The organism is Paraglaciecola sp. QJM3NY_14 (assembly GCF_056173245.1).
Genome location: NZ_CM149664.1, coordinates 3,466,021 through 3,488,915, shown reverse-complemented (window position 1 = coordinate 3,488,915; position 22,895 = coordinate 3,466,021). Strand labels below are relative to the sequence as shown.

The following is a 22,895-nucleotide window of genomic DNA, read 5'->3' as shown; positions in this document are numbered from 1 at the left end:
GTATGGTTACGTCTCGGCAAGGGGGAGGTTACTGAGTTAGGGCTTTATTGGCGTAAACGTTTGCCACTTTTGATACAGAGTTTATGCCTAACTTCGTACACACGTCTTGTCCTGCCTTGGCTAACATCGATAAATCAATACCTGTGGCAATGCCCATTCCATGTAACATGTAAACCACGTCTTCAGTGGCTACATTACCTGATGCACCCTTGGCATAGGGGCATCCGCCTAGGCCGGCTACCGCGCTATCAACTACGTTGATCCCCAATTGTAACGCCACCAAAATATTCGCTAAAGCTTGACCGTAGGTATCGTGAAAATGCACCGCAACAGCGCAGAGGGGGACCACATCTAATACGGCATTGAGCATTTTCTGTGTGGCTATAGGAGTGCCTACGCCTATCGTGTCGCCTAACGAAATTTCATAGCAGCCCATCTCGAACAAGGTTTTAGCCACACTGGCCACATTGGCAGGCGCTATCTCTCCTTCGTAGGGGCATCCCAGAACGCACGACACATAACCACGTACTTTTATATTTTTAGCTTTCGCCGCAGCAATAACCGGTTCAAAACGCGCTAGACTCTCAGCAATTGAGCAGTTTATATTTTTTTGTGAAAAGGATTCAGAAGCAGAACCAAAAATAGCGACTTCATCAGCGCCTGCTGCTACCGCGGCTTCAAATCCTGTTAGATTAGGCGTTAATGCACTGTAAATTACGGTGTTTTGGCGATTTATTGCAGCAAAGACTTGGGCTGAGTCAGCCATTTGTGGCACCCACTTAGGTGATACAAAACTGCCTGTTTCAATCATGCTTAAGCCTGATTTAGCAAGCGCCTCAATCAAAGATACCTTAGTGGCTAAATCAATATTTGTTTTCTCATTTTGCAGGCCATCTCGAGGGCCCACTTCAACTATTTTTACTTTACTTGGTAAAGCACTCATCATGATAAAGGCTCCTCATCAGCTATAAAGTCTAATAAGGCTGCGCCGCCATCGACTAATTCGCCAGCCTGATAGTAGAATTCCTGCACATGACCATTTTGTGTCGCTTTAATGGCATGTTCCATTTTCATGGCTTCCATTATCATTAAGGTTTGACCTTTTTTAACACTTTGCTTTGGCTCAACTAAAAGGGTCACTACTGTGCCGTTCATTGGTGCTACGAAAGCACCGTGCTGGTCGTTTTCATCAGCAACACCTAAGTCTTTCTGAATATGGCTAAATTTAGTCATGCCATTGGCATGAAAGAGCGCGTAGTCATGGTCAATTTTATTGACGGTGACGCTTTCACTATGCCCATTAACAGTTGCCAGCAATCGATTACCTGCTAATTGCCCCTCGCACTGATAAGTTTGCTCCCCTAATTTAACAATAAATGTACCCTGTTGGTGGGGAGCTTGGTTGTCACTTTTTATCCGTTCAACCACAGTTTCATAAGCCTCACCATGCGTCTGGATGCAGTAGCGGCTTTGATAACGTTCGTTTGCTCGCCAATCACTTACGGATCCCCATGGAGACTGATTATCTTGATTACTAGGGGAGGTGATAGCTTGTTCATTTAATGATAAGTACATGGCCAAATTCAGTATTTGATGCTCATGGGTTTGCTTATCTTTGTTAAAAATCTCATCGTGGTGAGTTTCGATAAAACGGGTATCGATCTCTTCATCTTTAAACGCTTGGGTGTCAATAAGGCTGCGCAGGAATGGAATATTTGTTATCACACCATCAATACGATATTCAGCCAAAGACTGACTTAAACGTGCTAAAGCACGTTCTCGATCTGTATCCCACACAATCAACTTAGCGATCATGGGATCATAATAAACCGATACCTCATCACTCTGAACCACACCGCTATCAATGCGTACATGTTCTGATTCTTGCGGTGTTTCTAATAGATGAAGTGTACCTGTGGCAGGCAGGAATTCATTATCTGGATCCTCGGCGTAGATTCGTGCCTCAAATGCATGCCCATTAATATGTAATTCGTCTTGTGTTTTGGGCAAGGTTTCATTGGCGGCGACCCGCAGTTGCCATTCCACCAAATCCTGCCCTGAAATCATCTCACTGACCGGGTGTTCCACCTGCAAGCGAGTATTCATTTCCATAAAGTAGAAGCTGCCATCCGTATCGAGCAGAAACTCGACAGTACCTGCACCTACATAGTTAATGGTCTGGGCGGCCTTTAACGCCGCATCGCCCATAGCTGCACGTAGTTCAGGGGGCATCTTAAAGGCGGGGGCTTCTTCAACGACTTTTTGATGACGTCTTTGCACTGAACAGTCACGCTCAAATATATGCACACCATTTCCATGGTGATCGCAAAATACTTGTACTTCAACGTGACGCGGTTGGGTTAAGTACTTTTCAACTAACATTATGTCGTCATTAAAACTCGACATCGCTTCACGTTTAGCTGCGGCTAATGCGTCATCAAATTCATCTTCGCTCCAAACTTGGCGCATTCCTTTACCGCCACCACCGGCAGCTGCTTTGAGTAATACGGGATAGCCCATGTCATCGGCGTGTTTTTTTATCAGCGCCGGTGACTGATCGTCGCCGTGGTACCCTGGCACTAAGGGCACATTGGCCTGCTGCATAATGTGTTTAGCAGCAGATTTTGAACCCATTGCGTCAATTGCTTCAACAGGTGGGCCCACAAAGATAATATTGTTATCTGCACAGGCTTTGGCAAATTCAGCGTTTTCAGATAGAAACCCATAACCAGGGTGGATAGCATCCGCGCCGGTTGCTTTAGCGGCAGCAAGGACCTTATCCACTTTTAAATAACTTTGGTTAGATGGTGAAGGGCCAATATGTATCGCTTCGTCGGCCATTTTTACATGCAACGCGTTCTTATCAGCATCAGAATAAAGCGCAACGGTTTGGATACCCATACGTTTGGCCGTGTTGATAATGCGGCAGCAAATTTCGCCACGGTTGGCAATTAGAAGTTTTTTAATCATGAGATATACCAATTAGGTCGACGTTTTTGTAAGAAAGCACCGAGGCCTTCTTGGCCTTCAGATGATACCCGGGTATTGGCTATGCGTTCGCTTGTCATGTTTCTAAGCGCTGTATCAGGGACGCGATTTGCTACGTCTGTTATCAATTGTTTGGCTGCAGAAACCGCATGCGGACCATTCTTCAGAATATGCTCCAGGAGGGATTCAATCGTGCTATCTAGCTCTTCTTCGGTCACGCTTTCACTGAGTAGTCCAATGCGTCTTGCTCTACGTGATGAAAATACTTCAGCGGTCGTGAAATAACGCCTAGCGTTTCGCTCGCCAATAGCTTGAATAACATATGGGCTAATAGTGGCGGGTATTAAACCAAGCTTGACTTCGCTTAGGCAAAACTTGCTCAGTTTACTGCCCACAGCCATATCGCAGCAGGCAATTAAGCCTATAGCCCCGCCAAAGGCAGCACCTTGCACCCGGGTTATGGTCGGTTTTGATAGCGTATTTAAGGTATGCAGCATGGTTGCCAATGCATTTGCATCATTGAGGTTTTGCTCATATGAATAGCTTGCCATGCGCTTCATCCAGTTTAGGTCTGCCCCAGCGCAGAAGCTCTTGCCAGTCGATGCGAGAACGACAGCCCTTACAGTATTATCAGAGTCTAACCGGCTGAATGTCTCGGTTAGAGCTGCTATGAGAACATCGTCAAATGCATTGTGCACTTCAGGGCGATTAAGGGTGACAGTGGCAACACCACGCTCATCAATGTCGCAAAGCACATGCGCTGAAGAGGGGGAATTAGTTTGGCTCATGTTAGGATCCATATTCAATGCACCTTACATTCTGAACACCCCAAATTGGGTGTCCTCAATGGGTTTATTTAAGCTAGCTGAAATGCACAGGCCCAACACCATGCGTGTGTCGGCGGGGTCTATCACGCCATCATCCCAAAGACGGGCTGATGCATAATAAGGGTGCCCTTGATGCTCGTAGGTATCGACTATGGGTTGTTTAAACTGCAACTCTTCCTCTTGGCTCCAAGTTTCACCGATGCGCTCCCGCTGTTCGCGTTTAACTTGCGATAACACGCCGGCGGCTTGTTCACCACCCATTACCGAAATACGTGCATTTGGCCACATGAACATAAAGCGCGGGTCATACGCCCGACCACACATACCGTAATTACCGGCACCAAAGCTACCACCAATGAGTACTGTGAATTTAGGGACCTTAGCGCAGGCGACCGCGGTGACCATTTTTGCACCATGCTTAGCAATGCCACCGGCCTCGTATTGTTTGCCGACCATGAAGCCAGTGATATTTTGTAAAAACACTAAGGGGATTTTACGTTGGGCACATAGCTCAATGAAGTGCGCTCCTTTTTGAGCTGATTCACTAAATAAAATGCCATTGTTGGCGATAATACCTACTGGATAGCCGAAGATGCGTGCAAAACCGCAAATTAAAGTATTACCATAAAGAGCCTTAAATTCATCAAATTCAGAGCCATCAACTACGCGAGCAATGACTTCGCGCACGTCATAAGGCTGGCGTGCATCCTTAGGTATAATGCCGTAGATGTCTTCTTTGGGGTATGCAGGTTCAACGCTGGGCTTAACGTCTAATGCTATTGGTTTTGTTCGGTTTAAGCGTGTAATAGCGTTTCTGGCTATGTGCAAAGCGTGCTGATCGTTATTGGCCAAATGGTCCACCACACCAGATGTTCTGCAGTGCACGTCACCGCCACCTAACTCTTGTGCGGTGACCACTTCGCCGGTTGCCGCTTTAACTAAAGGGGGGCCACCAAGAAATATAGTGCCTTGGTTTTTGACGATAATGGACTCGTCTGCCATCGCTGGTACGTAAGCACCGCCTGCGGTGCAACTTCCCATGACCACAGCTATTTGCGGAATATTTTGCGCCGACATGTTCGCTTGGTTGAAGAAAATACGCCCGAAATGTTCACGGTCGGGAAAGACTTCGTCTTGGCGAGGTAAGTTAGCGCCGCCTGAGTCTACTAGGTAGATACAGGGCAAATTGTTCTGCTGAGCTATGGTTTGCGCACGTAAGTGCTTTTTCACCGTTAACGGGTAATAAGTACCGCCTTTGACCGTCGCGTCGTTCGCGACAATCATGCATTCGATGCCAGATACTCGGCCTATCCCTGCAATGACACCTGCGCTGGGCACATAGTCTTCATAGACTTCCCATGCAGCCAGTTGCGATATCTCTAGAAAAGGGGAGCCTGCATCGAGTAGCGCATTGATTCGGTCGCGAGGCAGTAATTTACCGCGATCGGTATGGCGTTTATTGGCTTTATCGCCGCCTCCCTGTTTTATCAAAGCTATCTTGTTATTTAAATCATCAATTTGCCCCTGCATGTGCGCTGCATTGTCGGCAAACTCTTGGGCTTTGGCGTTTATTTTACTGATAATTCGGGGCACGTTATTGCTCCAATTTAATGGCCACCGAATCAACGATGGCGCGATGGATGTGTGATAGTTAGGGTTCGTTTTTTGACGTGAAACTCCGCTTTACGCTGACTCTTTAAATAGCTCTCGGCCAATCAACATGCGGCGGATTTCGGAGGTACCGGCTCCAATTTCGTATAGTTTTGCATCTCTTAATAAACGACCGGCAGGAAACTCATTGATATACCCATTGCCACCAAGTAATTGGATGGCATCGAGGGCCATTTTAGTCGCCAGTTCGGCAGAATACAGTATGACTGCAGCGGCATCTTTACGCGTGGTTTCGCCGCGATCACAAGCGCGAGCTACTGTATAAACATAAGCTCTCGCTGCGTTCATTTGGGTATACATATCAGCAACTTTACCCTGAACTAGTTGGAACTCGCCGATAGATTGACCGAACTGCTTGCGGTCATGAATGTAAGGTACGACTAAGTCCATACAGGCTTGCATAATGCCAAGAGGGCCACCTGAGAGAACGAGGCGTTCATAATCAAGGCCACTCATCAGAACACGTGCACCATCGCCTTCATTGCGAATTAAATTCTCGGCTGGTACTGGGCAATCTTCAAATACAAGTTCGCAGGTATTGGATGAGCGCATACCAAGCTTATCAAGCTTCTGTGCTTGGCTGAAACCTGGCGTGCCCCGTTCAACGATGAAAGCACTCATGCCTTTTGAACCTGCACTTATATCGGTTTTGGCGTAAATCACGTAAGTGTCAGCGTCAGGGCCATTTGTGATCCACATTTTATTGCCGTTAAGCACGTAATGGTCACCTTTTTTATCGGCCCGCAATTTCATGCTTACCACATCTGAGCCAGCATTAGGCTCACTCATTGCTAATGCACCTATATGCTCGCCGCTGACAAGCTTAGGTAGGTATTTTTCTTTTTGTGCATCTGAGCCATTTTTATGAATTTGATTGACGCACAAATTGGAATGAGCGCCATAGCTCAAGCCTATTCCTGCGGATGCTCGGCTGACCTCTTCCATGGCGACAACATGGGCTAGATATCCCATGTTGGAACCACCATATTGTTCAGCCACGGTCACACCTAGCAGTCCCATTTCGCCTAATTTTGGCCATAACTGGTTAGGGAAACTGTTGTCGATGTCAGACTTTTCAGCCAAAGGAGCGATTTCCCCTTGAGCAAAGTTATAAACGTGGTCACGTAACATATCGATGTCTTCACCTAGGCCGAAGTTCAGTGTTGGATATGGAGCATTCATGCGATTTGTCCTCGCTTAATCGTGGTGAGTTCGTCCTTACAACGGGCTTCGACTTCGTCTAATTCCATCATTAAGGCTTTAATGTCTTCTAGTTGCTGATCCATTACAGCGCGTTTTTGTTCTGTCATCAGCAACATGGCTTCTAACTGGGCTTCTGAGTTCTGATTGCTGTCATATAAATCAAACAATGTTTTAGTTTCAGCTAATGAAAAACCTAAACGTTTGCCGCGTAAAATTAGCTTAAGCCGAACCTTGTCTTTTTTCTTGTACACTCGGTTTTGACCATTACGGGTGGGGTTCAGTAGCCCTGACTCTTCGTAGAAACGGATAGAGCGGGAGGTGATATCTAGCTCTTTTGCTAACTCGCCAATGGTGTAAAATTTTTCAGTCATGGAACAGCCTTGTGACAAATTGATGTGTTATCCAGCAATTACTTATTCTGTTTAATAATGGATATTTGCTTTACGTTTACGTAAAGAGTAACTTAACGTAAAGGTAAAGTATGAGTTACAATTCGTCAACATCGAAGTATGAAAAATATTCTACGGACGCGCGAAGATGTATAAATAGGTATTTTTCATTAATATAATGTTTATTATATATTTATTAATTGTTTAATTATTAGCGTCTTGAAGTGATACGGTTGTACCAAAAATATAAGGGGTAAATTAATGAGTAACAGTTCAGTAGTGATTGTTAGTGCTAAACGTACACCAATGGGTGGGTTTATGGGGGGCTTGTCAGCACTGAGTGCCTGCGAGCTAGGTGCAAATGCGATTACAGCAGCATTAATAGATGCGGGTGATGATGCACCTGTTGTTGATGAAGTCATTATGGGCTGTGTTTTACCTGCTGGATTAGGGCAAGCGCCGGCTCGCCAAGCGAGTATAAAAGCGGGTTTGCCACTTGGTACTGATGCGATAACGTTAAATAAGGTGTGCGGTTCAGGTATGAAGGCAGTGATGCTTGCCCATGATTTGATTAAGTCTGGTAGTGCTAAGACGCTTGTGGCGGGTGGTATGGAGAGTATGTCCAATGCGCCGTATATCTTACCCAAAGCGAGGCAGGGGTATCGCATGGGGCATGGACATATTTTGGATCATATGATGCTGGACGGTTTGGAAAACGCCTATGACGGTAAAGCGATGGGCTGCTTTGCTCAGTCTAAAGCTGACGAAGAGCACGTGACTCGAGAGCAAATGGATGAGTTCGCATTAGGCTCGCTAACTAAGGCCAGTGACGCGATAGCTAATGGGTTGTTTAAAGACGAAATTACACCGGTGAAAATCACTTCTCGCAAAGGTGAGGTCGTCATTGAAAACGATGAAGGGCCAGGAAACGCTCGCCCTGAGAAGATCCCTTCTTTGCGCCCCGCATTCACGAAAGACGGTACGGTAACGGCGGCGAATTCTAGCTCTATTTCAGATGGAGCTGCTGCGTTGTTGGTCATGGGCGAAGAAGAAGCAAAAGCAAAAGGGTACACACCGTTAGCACGTATTGTTGGACATAGCTCAAATGCTATTGAGCCCGAGAATTTCACAGTGGCACCTGTTGGTGCGATGGAAAAACTGTTCGCGAAAACGGGTTGGTCAAAAGAAGATGTAGACTTATTTGAGATCAACGAAGCCTTTGCCATGGTCACTATGTTGGGTATGCGTAAACTTGGTCTAGATCCCGCTAAAGTAAACGTGAAAGGTGGAGCATGTGCTCTTGGTCACCCGATTGGGGCCTCAGGCGCGCGTATTATCGTGACTTTACTGCATACACTTAAGCAGCGTAGCCTGAAAAAAGGCGTAGCTGCTATTTGTATCGGCGGTGGTGAAGCGACCGCGATAGCGTTTGAAATGCTAGTTTAATATCGCGCTTTTTTTACCTCATATATACGCTGGTGGTGTAATCGCGCTACCAGCATCTTCCCTCTGTCATTGCCGACATTCTTTTAGTTGTTCCTCAACGCTTCAAATTTTTACCTGCATCTGTTCTACTTCTGCCATTCGATAAGATAACTACGCATAAATGCTATAGAGAGATAATGAGAATTTCGTACAGCCTTTTCCCGCTATTCGTATTTTTTGTGGTCGCTTGTACCTCAAGTTTACCGAAGCACACAACAGAGCAAGAGCAGGTACTAAAAAATGCTGAGGTCTTAAAGACTACCACTTTGCAAAATGTAAGCTTTGCGCAAGTGATGGCGTTAGATGTAGCGCCCAATGCCAGTGAAAAAATCGCATATGGCAGTGATGTATTACAGTATGGACAATTGTATCTGCCGGAAAATGTGCGGGGTAAAGAGATTGAAGATACTGCACCATTAGTCGTTTTTGTTCACGGTGGCTGTTGGCTTAACGCTTTCAGCGTTGATCATAGCGAGGCGTATAGCCAAGCGTTGACAAAAGAGGGATACGCGGTTTGGTCTGTAGAGTATCGCCGCACAGGCGATGATGGCGGCGGTTGGCCTGGTAGCTTGAATGACGTCTTAAAAGGAGTGAGTTTCGTGCAAACCTTTAAGGATTATCCGATTGACTTAAACAAGGTGATTTTGGTCGGGCATTCAGCAGGCGGACATTTGGCGTTATTGGCCAGCGCCCCAGAACGACAGGTTTTTAAAGGCGGGGCCAAGTTGCTAGGCGTCATCGGTTTAGCTGCTATTGTTGATGTGGTTCGTTATTCACAAGGTAATAACAGTTGTCAAACTGCTACGCCTGCTTTTTTTGGTGGCGGTGCTGAGCAAAAGCCAGAAGCTTACGCTTCAGGCTCGCCCGATCATTACGCGCTAAAAGAGCATTCACTCTTATTGCAAGGCAGTGCTGATGAAATAGTCGAGCAGAGCCAAGCACTGAAGAGTGATTTTGAATATCAAATTGTAAAGGGGGCAGGGCACTTTGATTGGATCCATCCTCAGACAAATGCGTATCAAGTTTTTTTATCAGCGTTAAAACAACGGGTCAGTGAATAATGGAAAACATCAGTGAAGAGCAAATAGCACAATGGGATTTGATAGACCCTTTGGCTGAAAAGCGTGAAGCGTTTACGCTTCCTGCTGATACTGTTTATTTAGATGGCAACTCTCTAGGAGCCATGCCAACTGCTGCAGCGCTGCGTGGTAAAGAGGTGTTAGAGCATCAGTGGGCCAACGATCTCATTACCAGTTGGAACACACATTCGTGGATTGACCTGCCGACAACCGTAGGTGAAAAAATTGCGCCACTCATTGGCGCAGCACCAGAGCAGGTGATTTGCTGTGATTCTACCTCTATCAATTTGTTCAAAGTACTTGCCAGTGCGGTGACGCTGCAAAAAAATCGCTCTCAGGTATTGTCTTTAACGGGGAATTTTCCCACTGACTTATACATGGTTGAAGGGCTTACATCACTGTTGGGCGAAAGTCATTGTTATCTTAAAACGATTGAGGAAGACACGCTAGAAGAAGCTCTTACTTCTGAAGTGGCAGTTTTAATGCTGACTCAGGTTGATTTTCGCACTGGTCGCTTGCTGGATATGCAGCGCATAACGCACTTAGCGCATGAGCAAGGAATTTTAGTGATATGGGATCTCGCTCATAGCGCGGGAGCGTTGCCTATCGCGCTTGATGAATGTGACGTAGATTTTGCTGTGGGGTGCGGTTATAAATACTTTAACGGTGGGCCTGGCGCACCGGCATTTGTTTACGTAGCCAAACGCCTTCAAGCTCAGGTATCTCAGCCGCTGAAAGGATGGATGGGGCATAAGCAACCTTTTGCTTTTGCACAGGGTTATGAGCAAGCGGGTAATATTACTCAGTATCTATGTGGTACGCCAAATGTGGTATCTATGAGTGTATTAGATGCTGCACTTGAGGTATTTTCTGATGTGAAGATGCAGCAAATACGTGAAAAATCAGAGGCGTTAAGTGAATTGTTTATTGCGCTAGTGGAAGCCGAGGTGGCGCTATCTGATTTAGTACTCGTATCGCCACGAGCGACGAAAGACAGAGGCAGCCAATTGGCATTTAAACATGAACACGCTCATGGGATTTGTCAGGCATTAATCGAGTTTGGTGTGATAGCCGATTTTAGAGCACCGAATATTTTACGGTTCGGCTTTACTCCTTTGTATTTACGCTACCAAGACATTCTGACCAGCGTGCAGATTCTCACGCAGGTTATTCAGCAAAAAGTCTATCTTCAAGCACAGTACAACAAGCAAAATAAAGTAACTTAGCGTAGGTGAAATCATCCGCTGGTTTAATCGTTAATACGAAAATACATTAGGGGCAGTGTCACTTTGTTGAACGAGTTTTGGTCAATACATCGAAATACTTTAGATCGCGAAACAGTCTCGAAGGCCTAATGGGCAATGCAAAGAACTGAGATAAAGAGCAAATTGTTTCACTTACGCCCAAGGTTGGGTAGCAGCTGTTAGTCATTTATTTCATGTTGAATGATTTCTGTACAGAGCGACCAGTTTCATAAGCATCCATCATGCTCAATTTAGTCACAAACTGTTGCCCAAATGTACCGCTAATATCAACAAGGCCTAGGCGATGTCGTCTAATAATTCACGTATTTTGATGTAACGATTTTCCTGCTCATCATTCAGTGAGCCAGCTTCAACCGTGCGCACGCAGCGCTGGATCGTTTTTTGATAGTTGTCGTCTGTGTGTAAGCGTTTTATAGTCATCACCTGCAGTAAGTTAAGCGCAATCGCGGGAGTTTTAGGCATAATGGTAAAGGCATCGGCGAAGGTACCCAATGCACTGTCGATATCACCTTCTTGAAAACGCTGGACGGCTAGGTTATTCAATTCTTTGGAGCTTTGCTTGATTCTACTTTTTTCCTCTTGCTCTTGTTCAACATAGTGAAGAAATATTTCATTACCTTGCTCGTTTTCATCACAACGGCGCATAATCTCACTTAATATCTCTTGGCTACGCTCGTGTATGCCTATCTCATGAAATGCTTTGGCTTTATCGAGCAAAGCTTCGATTGTTTCATTCTCCCAGTTGTCGTTGTCTAGTTGCTCAAGCAATGCTTTGGCGTTATCTTTTTCATCCGCTAAATACATGAGTCGAGCGTTGATTACATTGATTTGGTCTTGCATATCCGCCTTCGGGAATGCTTGGCGAGATTGGCGAATGTACTCATTTGCTTGCTTAACCAGCGCACTCGTTTGCTCTTCATCAGCCGTCATGGCGTAATCAATACTAGCGCGGGCGACATTTAGGTAGTGCTCCGGCGTGTCGTGAATAGAATTTTTAGCAAATTTAACGATTTTTTTGGCTGCCTCAAGCTGCGTATGATAATCGTGGGTAATTCTGGATAAATCCAACGCGGTTTTATGCCGTCTTATATTTCTAGGGGATATTTCAGATGCCATTAAAACGCATTCAAGAGCAGTATCAAAATCACCTTGCTTAATTTGCAACGACATTAGTAAATCATATGCGGCCAATTGTGATTCCGGTTTAAAGGCGAGACGAAGTACGAGCTTCTCTGCCGCTTCGTCTTCATTCAAGTGTAAATACGTTTTTACTAAGCCCAATTGAGCCCAAGTAAACGTTTGAACATTAAGAATCGCCTGGTAGAACGCTTTAGCTTGAGGAAAGTGACCGCATAGCTGCAACACTTCGCCTTTAATTTTCAACGCCAAGGGAAAAAACTCTGAGTTTTTAGGTTCACTCAAAAACACTTCTACTTCTGATAGTGCCTTTGGGAAATGTTTCTTTTCAATACACCAATACACACTCTGTAAAGCTCGTTTACGCCCCAGAATGCGCGACAAGCGTCGGTCTAACTCTTTCACGGTAAATGGCTTAGCGAGAAAATCGTCAGGTTGTAATTCAACAATACTTTGTACTAGATCCGCTGTGGTATCAGCACTGATAAACACGAATGCGGTGCTCAGAGGTAACTCGCCGTTTCGGTTTATTTCATCGTAAAAGTAGTACCCATCTTGCTCATGTTTTAAGTTGTATGAGCATACGATGAGATCATACCGCTGGTGGCGGATTTTATTAAGAGCGAGGTGTACCTTGTCCACATAGGTGATATCGCTAAAACCAAGCTCTTCCAAAGAATACTTCATGTACCCTTTAGCGAGAACCTGATCATCAACGATCAGCACTTTGGTTTCTTTAGCGATCAGTGGATTCATATATGTATTTCAAAGGGTTGATTATTAAAGGTTATCGTACTTTCACTCATAATTATAAGTACAAATAAGCATCAATGAAGAAAATAAACGTTTTGAATGCAAACGAGCCAAAAAAGAAACGCTATTGAGATACCTAGGCTTGTCTTCGCTACTGGGCTTGAATCACGTCGCCTGTGCTTTTGTGAGGGGCGGCGTTGGGTATAGCAGATATAGTTATGTTACTTAAAGAATGAGGTTTGTATAAATTGAGATATAACTAAAGAAGTGGTGGTCGCTACTGGGCTTGAACCAGTGACCCTCGCCTTGTAAGGGCGATGCTCTCCCAACTGAGCTAAGCGACCGTTTTGTGAAACGTTGTACTTCACTGGCTTGAACCAGTGACCCTCGACCGTTTCTTGTAGAGAGTGGCGATGCTCTTCTCTTTTTCTAACTGAGCTAAGCGACCATATATTGAAACGTTGTACTTCACTGGCTTGAACCAGTGACCCTCGACCGTTTCTTGTCGAAAAGTGGTGGTCGCTACTGGGCTTGAACCAGTGACCCTCGCCTTGTAAGGGCGATGCTCTCCCAACTGAGCTAAGCGACCGTATATTGAAACGTTGTACTAACACCGACTTGAACCAGTGACTCTCGACCGTTTCTTGTAGAGAGTGGCGATGCTCTTCTCTTTTTCTAACTGAGCTAAGCGCCCGTTTTTGTGAAACGTTATACTACACTGGCTTGAACCAGTGACCCTCGACCGTTTCTTGTCGAAAAGTGGTGGTCGCTACTGGGCTTGAACCAGTGACCCTCGCCTTGTAAGGGCGATGCTCTCCCAACTGAGCTAAGCGACCGTATATTGAAACGTTGTACTAACACCGAATTGAACCAGTGACTCTCGACCGTTTCTTGCAGAGAGTGGCGATGCTCTTCTCTTTTTCTAACTGAGCTAAGCGACCGTTTTTGTTTCACTTAAAGAGTTGCCTCTGTAAGTGGAGCGCTATTATAGGTATGCGTTTGTGAGTGTCAACTGTAAATTTAAAAAAGTGTTCAAGTGCTATAAAAACAACCGAATAGCGTGAATATTGTGCAGTTTTATTGGTAGTAAATGCGCTGGAATAGAAAAAACAGCTTTCTTTGATTGGTTATGAATGAGGTGACAAAACTTTTAATTGGCGTTTACGTCAAATTTAACCTTTGAAATGCATTGTATTATGCAGCCCACCCAAAACTAACTACGCTAGTGCAAATCGGCTACGCTTTATCAATTTTGTCATTTTTTATTAATTGGTTCGTTAGGTAACTGGATGTAAAACATCCGTTTAGATAAGACCAGAGCCAGTGTTTTATTAGTAATGAAAGCGCTGAGACCACTGCAAGTAAAATTAAACAGCAATATATGTTCAATTCTTCAGGGCCCTTTGTTCGTTTAACCTTTCTTATAAGGGCCATTGACTGGTAAAATGCTGCCAATTTTTTGTAATAGGATTATTTATACCATGACAGCGGTTACCCGTTTTGCTCCAAGCCCTACCGGTTTTTTACATGTTGGTGGTGCACGTACTGCACTTTATTCTTGGCTTTATGCAAAAAGCCAAGGTGGAAAATTTGTACTTCGAATTGAAGATACGGATATAGAGCGTTCTACTCAGGAAGCCATCGATGCGATTTTGGAAGGTATGGAGTGGTTAGGATTAACATGGGACGATGGCCCATATTATCAAACAAAACGGTTCGACCGATATAAAGCACTCATTAATGAGATGCTTGAAGAAGGTAAGGCTTATAAATGTTTTATGAGCAGTGCTGAGCTTGATGAAATCCGCGAAAAACAAAAAGCGAACGGTGAAAAACCAAGATACCCAGGCACTTGGCGTGACCGTACTGATCATCCAGAAGGCGAACCTTTTGTTATTCGCTTTAAAAACCCGTTAGAGGGTAAAGTGCTGGTAAAAGATCATATTCGCGGAAACATCGAAATTGCAAACAGTGAACTAGATGACCTCATTATATTACGAAGTGATGGAACGCCGACCTATAACTTCTGCGTTGTGGTTGATGATTGGGATATGGGGATTACGCATGTGGTGCGCGGTGAAGACCACATTAATAATACCCCACGCCAAATTAATATTTTACAAGCACTTGGGGCACCAGTACCTGAATATGCCCATGTATCTATGATATTAGGTGATGACGGCAAAAAACTATCTAAGCGTCATGGTGCTGTTAGTGTAATGCAATATCGTGATGACGGCTTTCTACCGCAAGCACTATTAAACTATCTAGTTCGTTTAGGTTGGTCTTATGGTGATCAAGAGATTTTCTCTAAAGAAGAGATGATCGAGTTATTTAGTTTAGATGCGATAGGTCAATCAGCTTCAGCTTTTAATACTGATAAACTCATTTGGTTAAATCAGCATTATATTAAGGAGCTACCAGTCAGTGAGGTGTTACCTTATGCAAAATGGCACTTTGAGCAACAAGGCATCGATGTGTCTAACGGCCCTGCACTAGAAGAAGTCATTAAAGTACAAGCAGATCGCGTAAAAACGTTGAAAGAGTTGGCCGAGATCAGTGGCTATTTTTATCAAGAGTATGAAGACTTTGATGAAAAGGCGGCTAAAAAGCATCTTCGCCCTGTGGCGCAAGAGCCTCTTGAGGCGGTTAAGGCTGCTTTAATGGCGTTATCGACTTGGAATGCTGAAACCATCCATGAAGCGATTAACAAAACTGCGGAAACTTTAGGGGTAGGTATGGGCAAAGTTGGAATGCCATTGAGAGTTGCCGCTACCGGTTCAGGTAATTCGCCTTCACTTGATGTGACATTGAATTTGCTAAAACCTGAGCAAATTGCTCAACGTATAGACAAAGCGCTCATATATATAGCAAACAGACAACAATCATAGATAAAATTTAAAAAAGTCGTTGACATAAAAGGGGGCGGTGCCTAGAATGCGCCCGCTGTCAGGGAATGACACCCAATAAGTCAAAGCGAGTTTACTTGTAAAACTTAAGTATGGGGCCATAGCTCAGCTGGGAGAGCGCTTGCATGGCATGCAAGAGGTCGGCGGTTCGATCCCGCCTGGCTCCACCATATCAAGGAGCATTTACGGCATACCTAGGCCAGTAAATGTAATGATATAGACAGATTTTAGTTTTTGTAAGATTAGGTCTTTCCTCTCGCAGGCTCGACTCACCTTACAGAAACTTATCGAAGCTTGCTTCGATGAACAAAGTTTCTGTCCCCATCGTCTAGAGGCCTAGGACACCGCCCTTTCACGGCGGTAACAGGGGTTCGAATCCCCTTGGGGACGCCATATTAAGTAAACCTACGGATAAGGTTTATGTTTTAACAACAAGGACATTCACGGCATACCTAGGCCAGTGAATGCTATGTTTGACAGATTTTGTTTTTGTAAGATTAAGTCGTTCCTCTCGCAGGCTCGACTCACCTTACAGAAACTTAGAAGGTAATTTTGTAAGATAAGGTCGCTCAGTTCGCTGGCTCACTTTGCCTTACAGAAAATGAACCGAACTTATTGTTGTTTTTGTAAGATTAAGCCGTTCCTCTCGCAGGCTCGACTCACCTTACAGAAACTTATCGAAGCTTGCTTCGATGAACAAAGTTTCTGTCCCCATCGTCTAGAGGCCTAGGACACCGCCCTTTCACGGCGGTAACAGGGGTTCGAATCCCCTTGGGGACGCCATATTAAGTAAACCTACGGATAGGGTTTATGTTTTAACAACAAGGACATTCACGGCATACCTAGGCCAGTGAATGCTATGTTTGACAGATTTTGTTTTTGTAAGATTAAGTCGTTCCTCTCGCAGGCTTGACTCACCTTACAGAAACTTAAAAGCTTATTTTGTAAGGTAAGGTCGCTCAGTTTACTGACTCACTTCGCCTTACAGGAAATCTCGAAAGCTTGCTTTCGGAAGCTGATTTTCTGTCCCCATCGTCTAGAGGCCTAGGACACCGCCCTTTCACGGCGGTAACAGGGGTTCGAATCCCCTTGGGGACGCCATATAAGAAAAGCCGTACAGTGATGTACGGCTTTTTTTGTTTATTTAAATGGCGATCACGGATGGTCAAAATGGTGAGCGTTTTGCCCGCTATCACCCTGTTTCAGCCACGTTTATGTCGTCAAAGCTAAACGTCAATAGCGTTGTTTATTCATGTCTCATCAGTCTAAATTGCCACCTGCATCTTACCAAATTAACGTCAAATCACGTCTTATTGCTGTTAGAACAACGGGTGAGTGGAGCTTACAAACTGATATGGCATATCTGTCTGACCTCGGTGAAGCAATGCACTCCATGCGCGGTAATGTTTGGGCGGTTCTTGTGGACATGCGAGGCTGGGTGGTGCCTGCGTCAGTGAGTACATCCCCCCTTAAATCAGATGTAATATTAGACCGACGCAATCAAAAACTTGAATGTTGGATAGTAGACGAGCCAAGTCAAGGCGAAGCGTTACTCCCCTATTTTAAGCAAGCGGGCATTGTACCAAAGCGTTTTACGGATCCAAAAGACGCCCATGCCTGTTTAAAAGACGCTGGGTTTATTGATAGTTAATTATTTAATGGCGTTGGTATTCACCAGACTCACATTCTTCACTATGTCACTTTCTCGCATTGGCTATGCGTTCTCTCAACAATGGATGGGTTTGCAACCATTTATCCATTTTTGACTGTTCAGGCGAGGTTTGTGCTAATTTCTCAAGGGCTAGAGCGAAGGCCTCAGTGCTTATATTTGCACTTTTCATTGTTTGTAACGCAAAGTTATCTGCTTACCATTCTAACTGAGATGAAAACTGGTTTTGAACTAGAGTGGTGGATACACCGGCAAAGATATCGATTAATCCACTGACATCAGCGAAAAAGTAATCAATGACAAGGGAGGAAAATAGCGTCTGGGAGATGAGTCGCATTGAATGATGCTGCTCAACATGCCCTATTTCGTGCAGTAACACCGCGTGCAGTAATGACGGGTTTTCTTCTATCAAGTCCATAAATTGATCAGTAACAACAATCGACCCGTTCGGAAAAGCAAACGCATTGGCCCCGAGTGTTTCACTGTCTCTAAATTGCAAGGAGTAGGCATTGCTGTTTAACCGCAGTTGATTGAGTTGCTCTTCCCACTGAGTCCTAAAAGCCTCTTGTTCGTTTTGGCTCAGCTTGCTTGGCTTTAGAACGCTACTGTCCATAGCATGCAATGTATGGGTTGAAGCTAACTCCACTGCACTATCAGGAATGATTGTCGCGAATTGCTGTGCGGCGTAAGGAATGCCATATTTAAATATCAAAAACAGGCTCAACGGCACTAATATCAAGCTGATGATAATTGCTTTGTAACTACTTTCGAGTTTGGCTGCCGATTGCAATTTATTCGTTGGGTAGATGAGCTCATCAATCTCATTGGAAGCGGGGATGACTAACTGCCCAATATCAGGGATTGATACTTCCCGATTTGTGGACGCGAGTTTCGACGCGACAATCAACTCGCGCTTAAAAATAGTGTGGAGAACTTCGTTATCTTTGTTGCTAATAACGAGATGATCTTTGGTGAAATTTAAGGAAACGAGCAGGCAGCGTGAACTGCCTGCCGGGTAAAAATTTGCGCTGTGCACGGCTTTATCCTAGTGCAATGTCGACATCAAACACATTGGCGACTTCTTCGCCCAGTGCGCTGGTGTCGTCTTGAGCACCATCAACGACCTCGTCAATTCCTTCAAAAATAGTGACTTGAGTCACATTTGCATAGAACTGAGACGTTCTTATGTGGATCCAGGGCAAAGCAAACCCGAGCGTGATTATTAGTGCGACGAAATTGCTCAATCTTAAACCGATCAATTTCGTTGTTGCCACTGTCGAGGTAAACCGTGCCACGCCCTCTATGTGGGTACTGTTAAACAAATGATTACGCACATGAGCTTGGTAAAAGCTCGTTGCGATTAGAAATACCACCAAATAACCAAACATTATGCCGATAGTGGTCATTGAAAAAGTGGATGCTTGTGCTGCATCGGCGCTCAATGTACTAAAAGAAGCCCCCAAAGCGAATAACGACAGACCTGCCACAACAACACCTAAAATAAGAGCGCCAATTGAAGCAATGTAATATTCAGAGCTCTTTAACTCAGTGCTGAAATTCTGCTGTCCATAGGTCATATTATTGTGTAAAAACTCATCTATTTTTTTCAGCGCCCAAGGCAGCGCCAGATACAATGTGAAGACACTCACAATAGGCAGTAGAATAAACGTCGCGAAGGCGTCGCCATACTGGCCTTTAAAGCCAAATTTGACGTTACGATAAGATGTCATGCGCATTTTAAAACGCACCGCAGAGATGATCATAATAGGGGTTAGGAAGACAAAAGCGACGATGAAAATAAGTAACAAAGTTGGACTGAAGGCACTCGCAATCGAGTAAACAGCAAATAGAATAACAGCAATTATTCTTCCTTTTAAAATTTGGATTGGGTCTGCTAAATAGGAAAAACGATGGCCATCAATTTCAGTATTGTTATAAAAATATCTGTTCGTGCGCACAGTAGCCCAGGCTGAATAGATACCCAAAGTTACTATCGTGAGCATTATGTTCACTATCCAAATACCAAAAAACTCTGCGGTTTTACCATGGAAAATAACGTCAGATTGGCGTAGTTGATAACGGTTGAGCGCTGGCGGGGATGTTGACTCAAGCGCTTTCTGGCGCTTCTCAGATATTAATCTATCCGTTCTGGGTAGGTTTCTTGATCGAGTCCTGCTCTCGCGCTGAGCAAGTCTTCATAGCTGTACTGTGAATAATCTATATTTTTGTCCATATTTTTTCCCTTGTATATTTTTTATTTATTTCCCTGATCCATGCGACGAGCGCGTTTTGATATTACGGTAAAAATGCTTGCTAGTTAAGGGGCAATCTAGAGGTCACTATATTTATGAGCACTGAGGCTATGGTACAATTATTCATAACATCTGTTGTTGCAGAGGCGGGTACACGCTGGCGCAAAGTAACCTAAAGTAGTGAAATCCATTATGGAAGATAAAGAAATTGCTTCTCCGTGCGTACGAAATTGTTGTCTTGATCAACAAGATATGTGCGTGGGATGTTTCCGAGTTTTGGATGAAATTGTTGGTTGGGGCGCGGCGTCAACAGAGCGAAAAGAACAGATCCTCTTGTGCTGTGCAGCAAGAAGGCGTTCTGCCAATGTGGGCCAAGTTAGCTAAGTTAGTCTCATAAACTCACTTTATTTCGTTAACCTCTCTAGCCATTCTTTATAATCGTTGTGCTGTCGTGACGATTTCACTTTAATATTGAGTAAGCAAGTTGCAAGTTATTTTAGCACCGATGGAAGGGGTGGTTGATCACCTCATGCGCGACATGTTGAGTAAAGTCGGTGGTTTTGACTTATGCGTAACTGAGTTCGTAAGGGTGGTGAACTGTTTACTACCGAAAAAGGTTTTTTATCGTATTTGTCCTGAATTACATCATGGCGGGTTTACCCCCAATGGCACGCCCGTGCGGGTGCAATTATTGGGACAAAACCCACAGCCCTTAGCTGAAAACGCGGTACGTGCTGTTGAATTAGGCTCTCATGGTGTCGACTTGAATTTCGGTTGTCCAGCCAAAACCGTCAATAAAAGCAAAGGTGGGGCGATTTTGTTACGTGAGCCACAAGCCTTATACGATATTGTCAGTGCGGTGCGCGAAGCAGTGCCTAAAGAGCACAAAGTCACGGCTAAGATGCGCTTAGGGTTTGACGATAAAAGTCTCGCGTTTGAGAATGCTGCTGCTATTGAGGCCGCTGGGGCTGATTTACTGGTGATCCATGCCAGAACCAAAGTAGAAGGATATAAGCCGCCTGCTTATTGGTCGTGGATCGCGGACATTAAACAGAAAGTCAATGTTCCCATTATTGCGAACGGTGAAATTTGGTCTCATGAAGATGCACTCAATTGCCAAACACAATCAAATTGCCAAGACATCATGTTAGGCCGTGGCATTCTAGCGATGCCTAATTTGGCGCAAGTGGTGCGCGGCGAGCAAGATGTGATGAGTTGGTCCCAGGTAAATCAATTGCTGATAGATTACTCTGGCTACGAGTTGTTTGGTGACAAAGGCAAGTACTTTCCTAATCGTCTTAAACAGTGGTTGGGATATTTGTCTCGGCAATACCCAGAAGCTGAAAATTTGTTTATGCAAGTCCGTAGATTGCGTGATTCCAAAGAGATTGTGCAAGTTTTACGGCAAGACACGTAAGAGAGTTTTAGCTGCACTGTATAGGCAAAAGCCAAATTATAATAATAATTTGGCTCATCTATCTTTAGCGCTTTTTTTACAACGTTTTGAAATATAGTGGTATTAAACCTGCACATCCACTATCGAGCCAACCCGCTGGTTAGGATCAGCAGCTTGAGAGGCTGAGCTGGTTTGAGGGCTCGCTTCTGGGCTAGACAGGGTTTGAGATTGTGCAGGTTGCGTGGGAGGCCGGCGCTCGACCTCTTGTCTTGGCGCTGGTGCATTGGTTTGTACTGAACTAGCGCTTGAAGCACTGACTTCCATAACATTATCCTCTTAATCAAAACGGTTACACAAGTCTAGACATTCAACGTGTCAGTTACCAGTCTGAGAGAAAAATTAACCTGTATGTTTGCTTCCAACCTGCCTGAGGCGTCACTCAAATCTTACGTCGTTATTCACTCAAATCTTAAGCCAGTATTCATTCAATCTAGTGTATCAAAGGGCCGAGCGCGGCTTGCATTGATTTGGCGATCATAGGTTGTGCTTTGGCATTCGGATGAATTCCATCGGATTGCATTAGCTCGTTGTTAAGGGCAATGTCTGCTAGAAAAAACGGCAATAAGGTGACATCACGTTCACTAGCCACTGTGCCATACGCCTGAGTAAACAGCTCTGTGTATCTGCGTCCATAGTTCGTGGGGATCTGCATTTCTTGCAAAATAACCGTTGCACCTGACTCTTGGCTTAACTTGACTATTTGAGTAAGGTTGACGCGCATTTTGCTCACTGAATGCCCCTGCAAACCGTCATTCCCGCCCAATTCCACATACACGTGACTCGGGGTATGTTGAGTCAGTAATCTTGGTAAGCGGGCCAAAGCCCCGTCAGTTGTTTCGCCACTTATCGCCGCATTTACGACGGTAATGTCGCTTTTTTGCCACGCATCTTGTAACAAACTTACCCAGCTTTGTGCTTGCGTCAAACCATAACCAGCACTTAGGCTATCGCCTAATATTAGCAATTTACTGGATTTCGCCCAAAGTTGATCTGAAACCAATATTATCGGTAAAAGTATCAATATGACTTTGGCGCGCATGCGCAATGAATTCGTTATCAATTTAAACACTATGGCTCCTACAAATATGATTAAAACGTCTGCGATTACAAAAACGGTTATTACGTCTCAGGGTGAGCTTTCGATCCTCCAGCCAATTAGTTTTGAAGTCAAGGCGGGTGAGTCGATTGCCATTGTAGGTGCGTCCGGCTCCGGTAAATCAACTTTATTGAGCCTTCTAGCGGGGCTCGATGAAGTGAGTAGTGGAAGCATCTATCTCGACGGTCAAGGGCTGCATGATATGAATGAAGAGCAGCGAGCTCAACTACGCGGCGAAAAAGTCGGTTTTATTTTTCAAAGTTTTATGTTGGTTCAAAGTTTAACAGCGCTGGAAAACATCATGTTGCCTGCGGAAATTGCAGGATTGGACAACGCCAAGCAACTTGGGCAAGAAATATTAGAGAAGGTCGGTCTGGCGCATCGCGGCGATCATTATCCGAATCAATTATCGGGCGGTGAGCAGCAGAGGGTTGCCATTGCTCGCGCGTTTATCACAAAACCCAAAATTCTGTTTGCCGACGAGCCTACCGGTAATTTAGATGCTGCTAACAGCGGTAAAATTGAACAGTTACTCTTTGATTTGAATCGGGATTCGCACACTACTTTAGTGTTGGTTACCCACGATAATGAATTGGCAAAGCACTGTCAGCGCCAATTATTGATGAACGCGGGTGAGCTTAGCGAAGTGACTGTTTCTACTAAGACCACTGATCCTATTGATGTAATAACGCCCTCAGAAAGTCAGGCAGGGTAAT

General features: G+C 44.7%; 18 protein-coding genes, 7 tRNA genes and 1 pseudogene. 12 read left to right on the top strand and 14 right to left on the bottom strand.

Features of this window, described 5'->3' with window-relative positions:
- Positions 1–28: 28 nt before the first annotated feature.
- The 6 genes from AC0VYA_RS14840 to AC0VYA_RS14815 form a co-directional block, all read right to left on the bottom strand.
- Complete coding sequence (locus AC0VYA_RS14840; protein ID WP_475488798.1) at positions 29–946, bottom strand: hydroxymethylglutaryl-CoA lyase; 918 nt, start codon at positions 944–946, stop codon at positions 29–31.
- Entirely contained in the window at positions 943–2,970 is a 2,028-nt protein-coding gene (locus AC0VYA_RS14835; RefSeq protein ID WP_475488797.1) for an acetyl/propionyl/methylcrotonyl-CoA carboxylase subunit alpha, read from the bottom strand. The genes AC0VYA_RS14840 and AC0VYA_RS14835 overlap by 4 nt, the downstream gene beginning before the upstream one ends.
- Entirely contained in the window at positions 2,967–3,788 is an 822-nt protein-coding gene (locus AC0VYA_RS14830; RefSeq protein ID WP_475488796.1) for an enoyl-CoA hydratase/isomerase family protein, read from the bottom strand. The genes AC0VYA_RS14835 and AC0VYA_RS14830 overlap by 4 nt, the downstream gene beginning before the upstream one ends.
- 12 nt (positions 3,789–3,800) lie before the next feature.
- On the bottom strand, positions 3,801–5,408 hold the full coding sequence (locus tag AC0VYA_RS14825) for a carboxyl transferase domain-containing protein (RefSeq protein WP_475488795.1): 1,608 nt from the start codon (positions 5,406–5,408) through the stop codon (positions 3,801–3,803).
- A gap of 90 nt (positions 5,409–5,498) precedes the next feature.
- Positions 5,499–6,668: an isovaleryl-CoA dehydrogenase gene (locus AC0VYA_RS14820; protein WP_006993598.1), complete on the bottom strand. Its 1,170-nt coding sequence runs from the start codon at positions 6,666–6,668 to the stop codon at positions 5,499–5,501.
- The gene (locus AC0VYA_RS14815) at positions 6,665–7,060 is read right to left on the bottom strand and encodes a MerR family transcriptional regulator (RefSeq protein WP_011575688.1); all 396 of its coding nucleotides are present in this window, start codon (positions 7,058–7,060) and stop codon (positions 6,665–6,667) included. The genes AC0VYA_RS14820 and AC0VYA_RS14815 overlap by 4 nt, the downstream gene beginning before the upstream one ends.
- Positions 7,061–7,339: 279 nt before the next feature.
- On the opposite strand from AC0VYA_RS14815, the gene AC0VYA_RS14810 reads away from it, so the two are divergent.
- From AC0VYA_RS14810 to kynU, 3 genes are all read left to right on the top strand, one after another.
- Positions 7,340–8,524, top strand: a complete 1,185-nt coding sequence (locus AC0VYA_RS14810; protein ID WP_475488794.1) for a thiolase family protein — start codon at positions 7,340–7,342, stop codon at positions 8,522–8,524.
- Positions 8,525–8,700: 176 nt separating this feature from the next.
- Complete coding sequence (locus AC0VYA_RS14805) at positions 8,701–9,624, top strand: alpha/beta hydrolase family protein (protein WP_475488793.1); 924 nt, start codon at positions 8,701–8,703, stop codon at positions 9,622–9,624.
- On the top strand, positions 9,624–10,868 hold the full coding sequence (gene kynU, locus AC0VYA_RS14800) for a kynureninase (protein WP_473475026.1): 1,245 nt from the start codon (positions 9,624–9,626) through the stop codon (positions 10,866–10,868). The genes AC0VYA_RS14805 and kynU overlap by 1 nt, the downstream gene beginning before the upstream one ends.
- A 315-nt stretch (positions 10,869–11,183) precedes the next feature.
- Here kynU and AC0VYA_RS14795 read toward each other — a convergent pair whose 3' ends face one another.
- The 4 genes from AC0VYA_RS14795 to AC0VYA_RS14780 all read right to left on the bottom strand — a co-directional run bounded on the left by AC0VYA_RS14795 (position 11,184) and on the right by AC0VYA_RS14780 (position 13,633).
- Complete coding sequence (locus AC0VYA_RS14795) at positions 11,184–12,800, bottom strand: response regulator (RefSeq protein WP_473475025.1); 1,617 nt, start codon at positions 12,798–12,800, stop codon at positions 11,184–11,186.
- Positions 12,801–13,065: 265 nt separating this feature from the next.
- A tRNA-Val gene (locus AC0VYA_RS14790) sits at positions 13,066–13,141 on the bottom strand.
- Positions 13,142–13,310: 169 nt separating this feature from the next.
- Positions 13,311–13,386 (bottom strand) — tRNA-Val (locus tag AC0VYA_RS14785).
- A 171-nt stretch (positions 13,387–13,557) separates the two neighbouring features.
- Positions 13,558–13,633 (bottom strand) — tRNA-Val (locus AC0VYA_RS14780).
- Positions 13,634–14,278: 645 nt separating this feature from the next.
- Here AC0VYA_RS14780 and gltX point away from each other — a divergent pair.
- The 6 genes from gltX (at position 14,279) to AC0VYA_RS14750 (ending at position 17,357) form a co-directional block, all read left to right on the top strand.
- Positions 14,279–15,688, top strand: a complete 1,410-nt coding sequence (gene gltX / locus AC0VYA_RS14775; RefSeq protein WP_011575683.1) for a glutamate--tRNA ligase — start codon at positions 14,279–14,281, stop codon at positions 15,686–15,688.
- A gap of 112 nt (positions 15,689–15,800) precedes the next feature.
- Positions 15,801–15,876 (top strand) — tRNA-Ala (locus AC0VYA_RS14770).
- Positions 15,877–16,023: 147 nt separating this feature from the next.
- Positions 16,024–16,099: transfer RNA gene (locus AC0VYA_RS14765), tRNA-Glu, on the top strand.
- Between the two features lie 314 nt (positions 16,100–16,413).
- Positions 16,414–16,489 (top strand) — tRNA-Glu (locus AC0VYA_RS14760).
- Between the two features lie 242 nt (positions 16,490–16,731).
- Positions 16,732–16,807: transfer RNA gene (locus tag AC0VYA_RS14755), tRNA-Glu, on the top strand.
- A gap of 151 nt (positions 16,808–16,958) precedes the next feature.
- A complete protein-coding gene (locus tag AC0VYA_RS14750) occupies positions 16,959–17,357 on the top strand; it encodes a hypothetical protein (protein ID WP_473475024.1) in 399 nt (132 codons plus the stop codon).
- Positions 17,358–17,403: 46 nt separating this feature from the next.
- Here the strand turns inward: AC0VYA_RS14750 and AC0VYA_RS14745 are convergent.
- A pseudogene (locus AC0VYA_RS14745) lies at positions 17,404–18,105 on the bottom strand (M48 family metallopeptidase).
- Positions 18,106–18,415: 310 nt separating this feature from the next.
- Complete coding sequence (locus AC0VYA_RS14740) at positions 18,416–19,378, bottom strand: YjgN family protein (protein ID WP_475488792.1); 963 nt, start codon at positions 19,376–19,378, stop codon at positions 18,416–18,418.
- A 441-nt stretch (positions 19,379–19,819) separates the two neighbouring features.
- Between AC0VYA_RS14740 and AC0VYA_RS14735 the strand changes: the two genes are divergently transcribed.
- Positions 19,820–20,011 carry a DUF1289 domain-containing protein gene (locus AC0VYA_RS14735; RefSeq protein WP_475488791.1) on the top strand — a complete coding sequence of 64 codons (192 nt, stop codon included), beginning with the start codon at positions 19,820–19,822 and terminating at the stop codon, positions 20,009–20,011.
- A 100-nt stretch (positions 20,012–20,111) separates the two neighbouring features.
- Positions 20,112–21,044: a tRNA-dihydrouridine synthase gene (locus AC0VYA_RS14730; protein WP_475488790.1), complete on the top strand. Its 933-nt coding sequence runs from the start codon at positions 20,112–20,114 to the stop codon at positions 21,042–21,044.
- 102 nt (positions 21,045–21,146) lie between these two features.
- On the opposite strand, the gene AC0VYA_RS14725 is transcribed toward AC0VYA_RS14730, so the two are convergent.
- Complete coding sequence (locus tag AC0VYA_RS14725; protein ID WP_475488789.1) at positions 21,147–21,347, bottom strand: hypothetical protein; 201 nt, start codon at positions 21,345–21,347, stop codon at positions 21,147–21,149.
- Positions 21,348–21,513: 166 nt separating this feature from the next.
- Positions 21,514–22,152 (bottom strand): arylesterase, encoded by a 639-nt coding sequence (locus AC0VYA_RS14720; protein ID WP_475488788.1) that lies wholly within the window; start codon positions 22,150–22,152, stop codon positions 21,514–21,516.
- Between the two features lie 16 nt (positions 22,153–22,168).
- Here AC0VYA_RS14720 and AC0VYA_RS14715 point away from each other — a divergent pair, with 16 nt between their 5' ends.
- Positions 22,169–22,894, top strand: coding sequence for an ABC transporter ATP-binding protein (locus tag AC0VYA_RS14715; protein ID WP_475488787.1), 726 nt, complete (start codon positions 22,169–22,171; stop codon positions 22,892–22,894).
- The last annotated feature ends 1 nt before the right edge of the window (position 22,895 follow it).

Coding starts and splice junctions, on each gene's coding strand:
- AC0VYA_RS14840 (WP_475488798.1), bottom strand. CDS start 946: ATGATGAGTGCTTTACCAAGTAAAGTAAAAATAGTTGAAGTGGGCCCT.
- AC0VYA_RS14835 (WP_475488797.1), bottom strand. CDS start 2,970: ATGATTAAAAAACTTCTAATTGCCAACCGTGGCGAAATTTGCTGCCGC.
- AC0VYA_RS14830 (WP_475488796.1), bottom strand. CDS start 3,788: ATGGATCCTAACATGAGCCAAACTAATTCCCCCTCTTCAGCGCATGTG.
- AC0VYA_RS14820 (WP_006993598.1), bottom strand. CDS start 6,668: ATGAATGCTCCATATCCAACACTGAACTTCGGCCTAGGTGAAGACATC.
- AC0VYA_RS14815 (WP_011575688.1), bottom strand. CDS start 7,060: ATGACTGAAAAATTTTACACCATTGGCGAGTTAGCAAAAGAGCTAGAT.
- AC0VYA_RS14810 (WP_475488794.1), top strand. CDS start 7,340: ATGAGTAACAGTTCAGTAGTGATTGTTAGTGCTAAACGTACACCAATG.
- AC0VYA_RS14805 (WP_475488793.1), top strand. CDS start 8,701: ATGAGAATTTCGTACAGCCTTTTCCCGCTATTCGTATTTTTTGTGGTC.
- kynU (WP_473475026.1), top strand. CDS start 9,624: ATGGAAAACATCAGTGAAGAGCAAATAGCACAATGGGATTTGATAGAC.
- AC0VYA_RS14795 (WP_473475025.1), bottom strand. CDS start 12,800: ATGAATCCACTGATCGCTAAAGAAACCAAAGTGCTGATCGTTGATGAT.
- gltX (WP_011575683.1), top strand. CDS start 14,279: ATGACAGCGGTTACCCGTTTTGCTCCAAGCCCTACCGGTTTTTTACAT.
- AC0VYA_RS14750 (WP_473475024.1), top strand. CDS start 16,959: ATGTCTCATCAGTCTAAATTGCCACCTGCATCTTACCAAATTAACGTC.
- AC0VYA_RS14740 (WP_475488792.1), bottom strand. CDS start 19,378: ATGCTCACGATAGTAACTTTGGGTATCTATTCAGCCTGGGCTACTGTG.
- AC0VYA_RS14735 (WP_475488791.1), top strand. CDS start 19,820: ATGGAAGATAAAGAAATTGCTTCTCCGTGCGTACGAAATTGTTGTCTT.
- AC0VYA_RS14725 (WP_475488789.1), bottom strand. CDS start 21,347: ATGGAAGTCAGTGCTTCAAGCGCTAGTTCAGTACAAACCAATGCACCA.
- AC0VYA_RS14715 (WP_475488787.1), top strand. CDS start 22,169: ATGATTAAAACGTCTGCGATTACAAAAACGGTTATTACGTCTCAGGGT.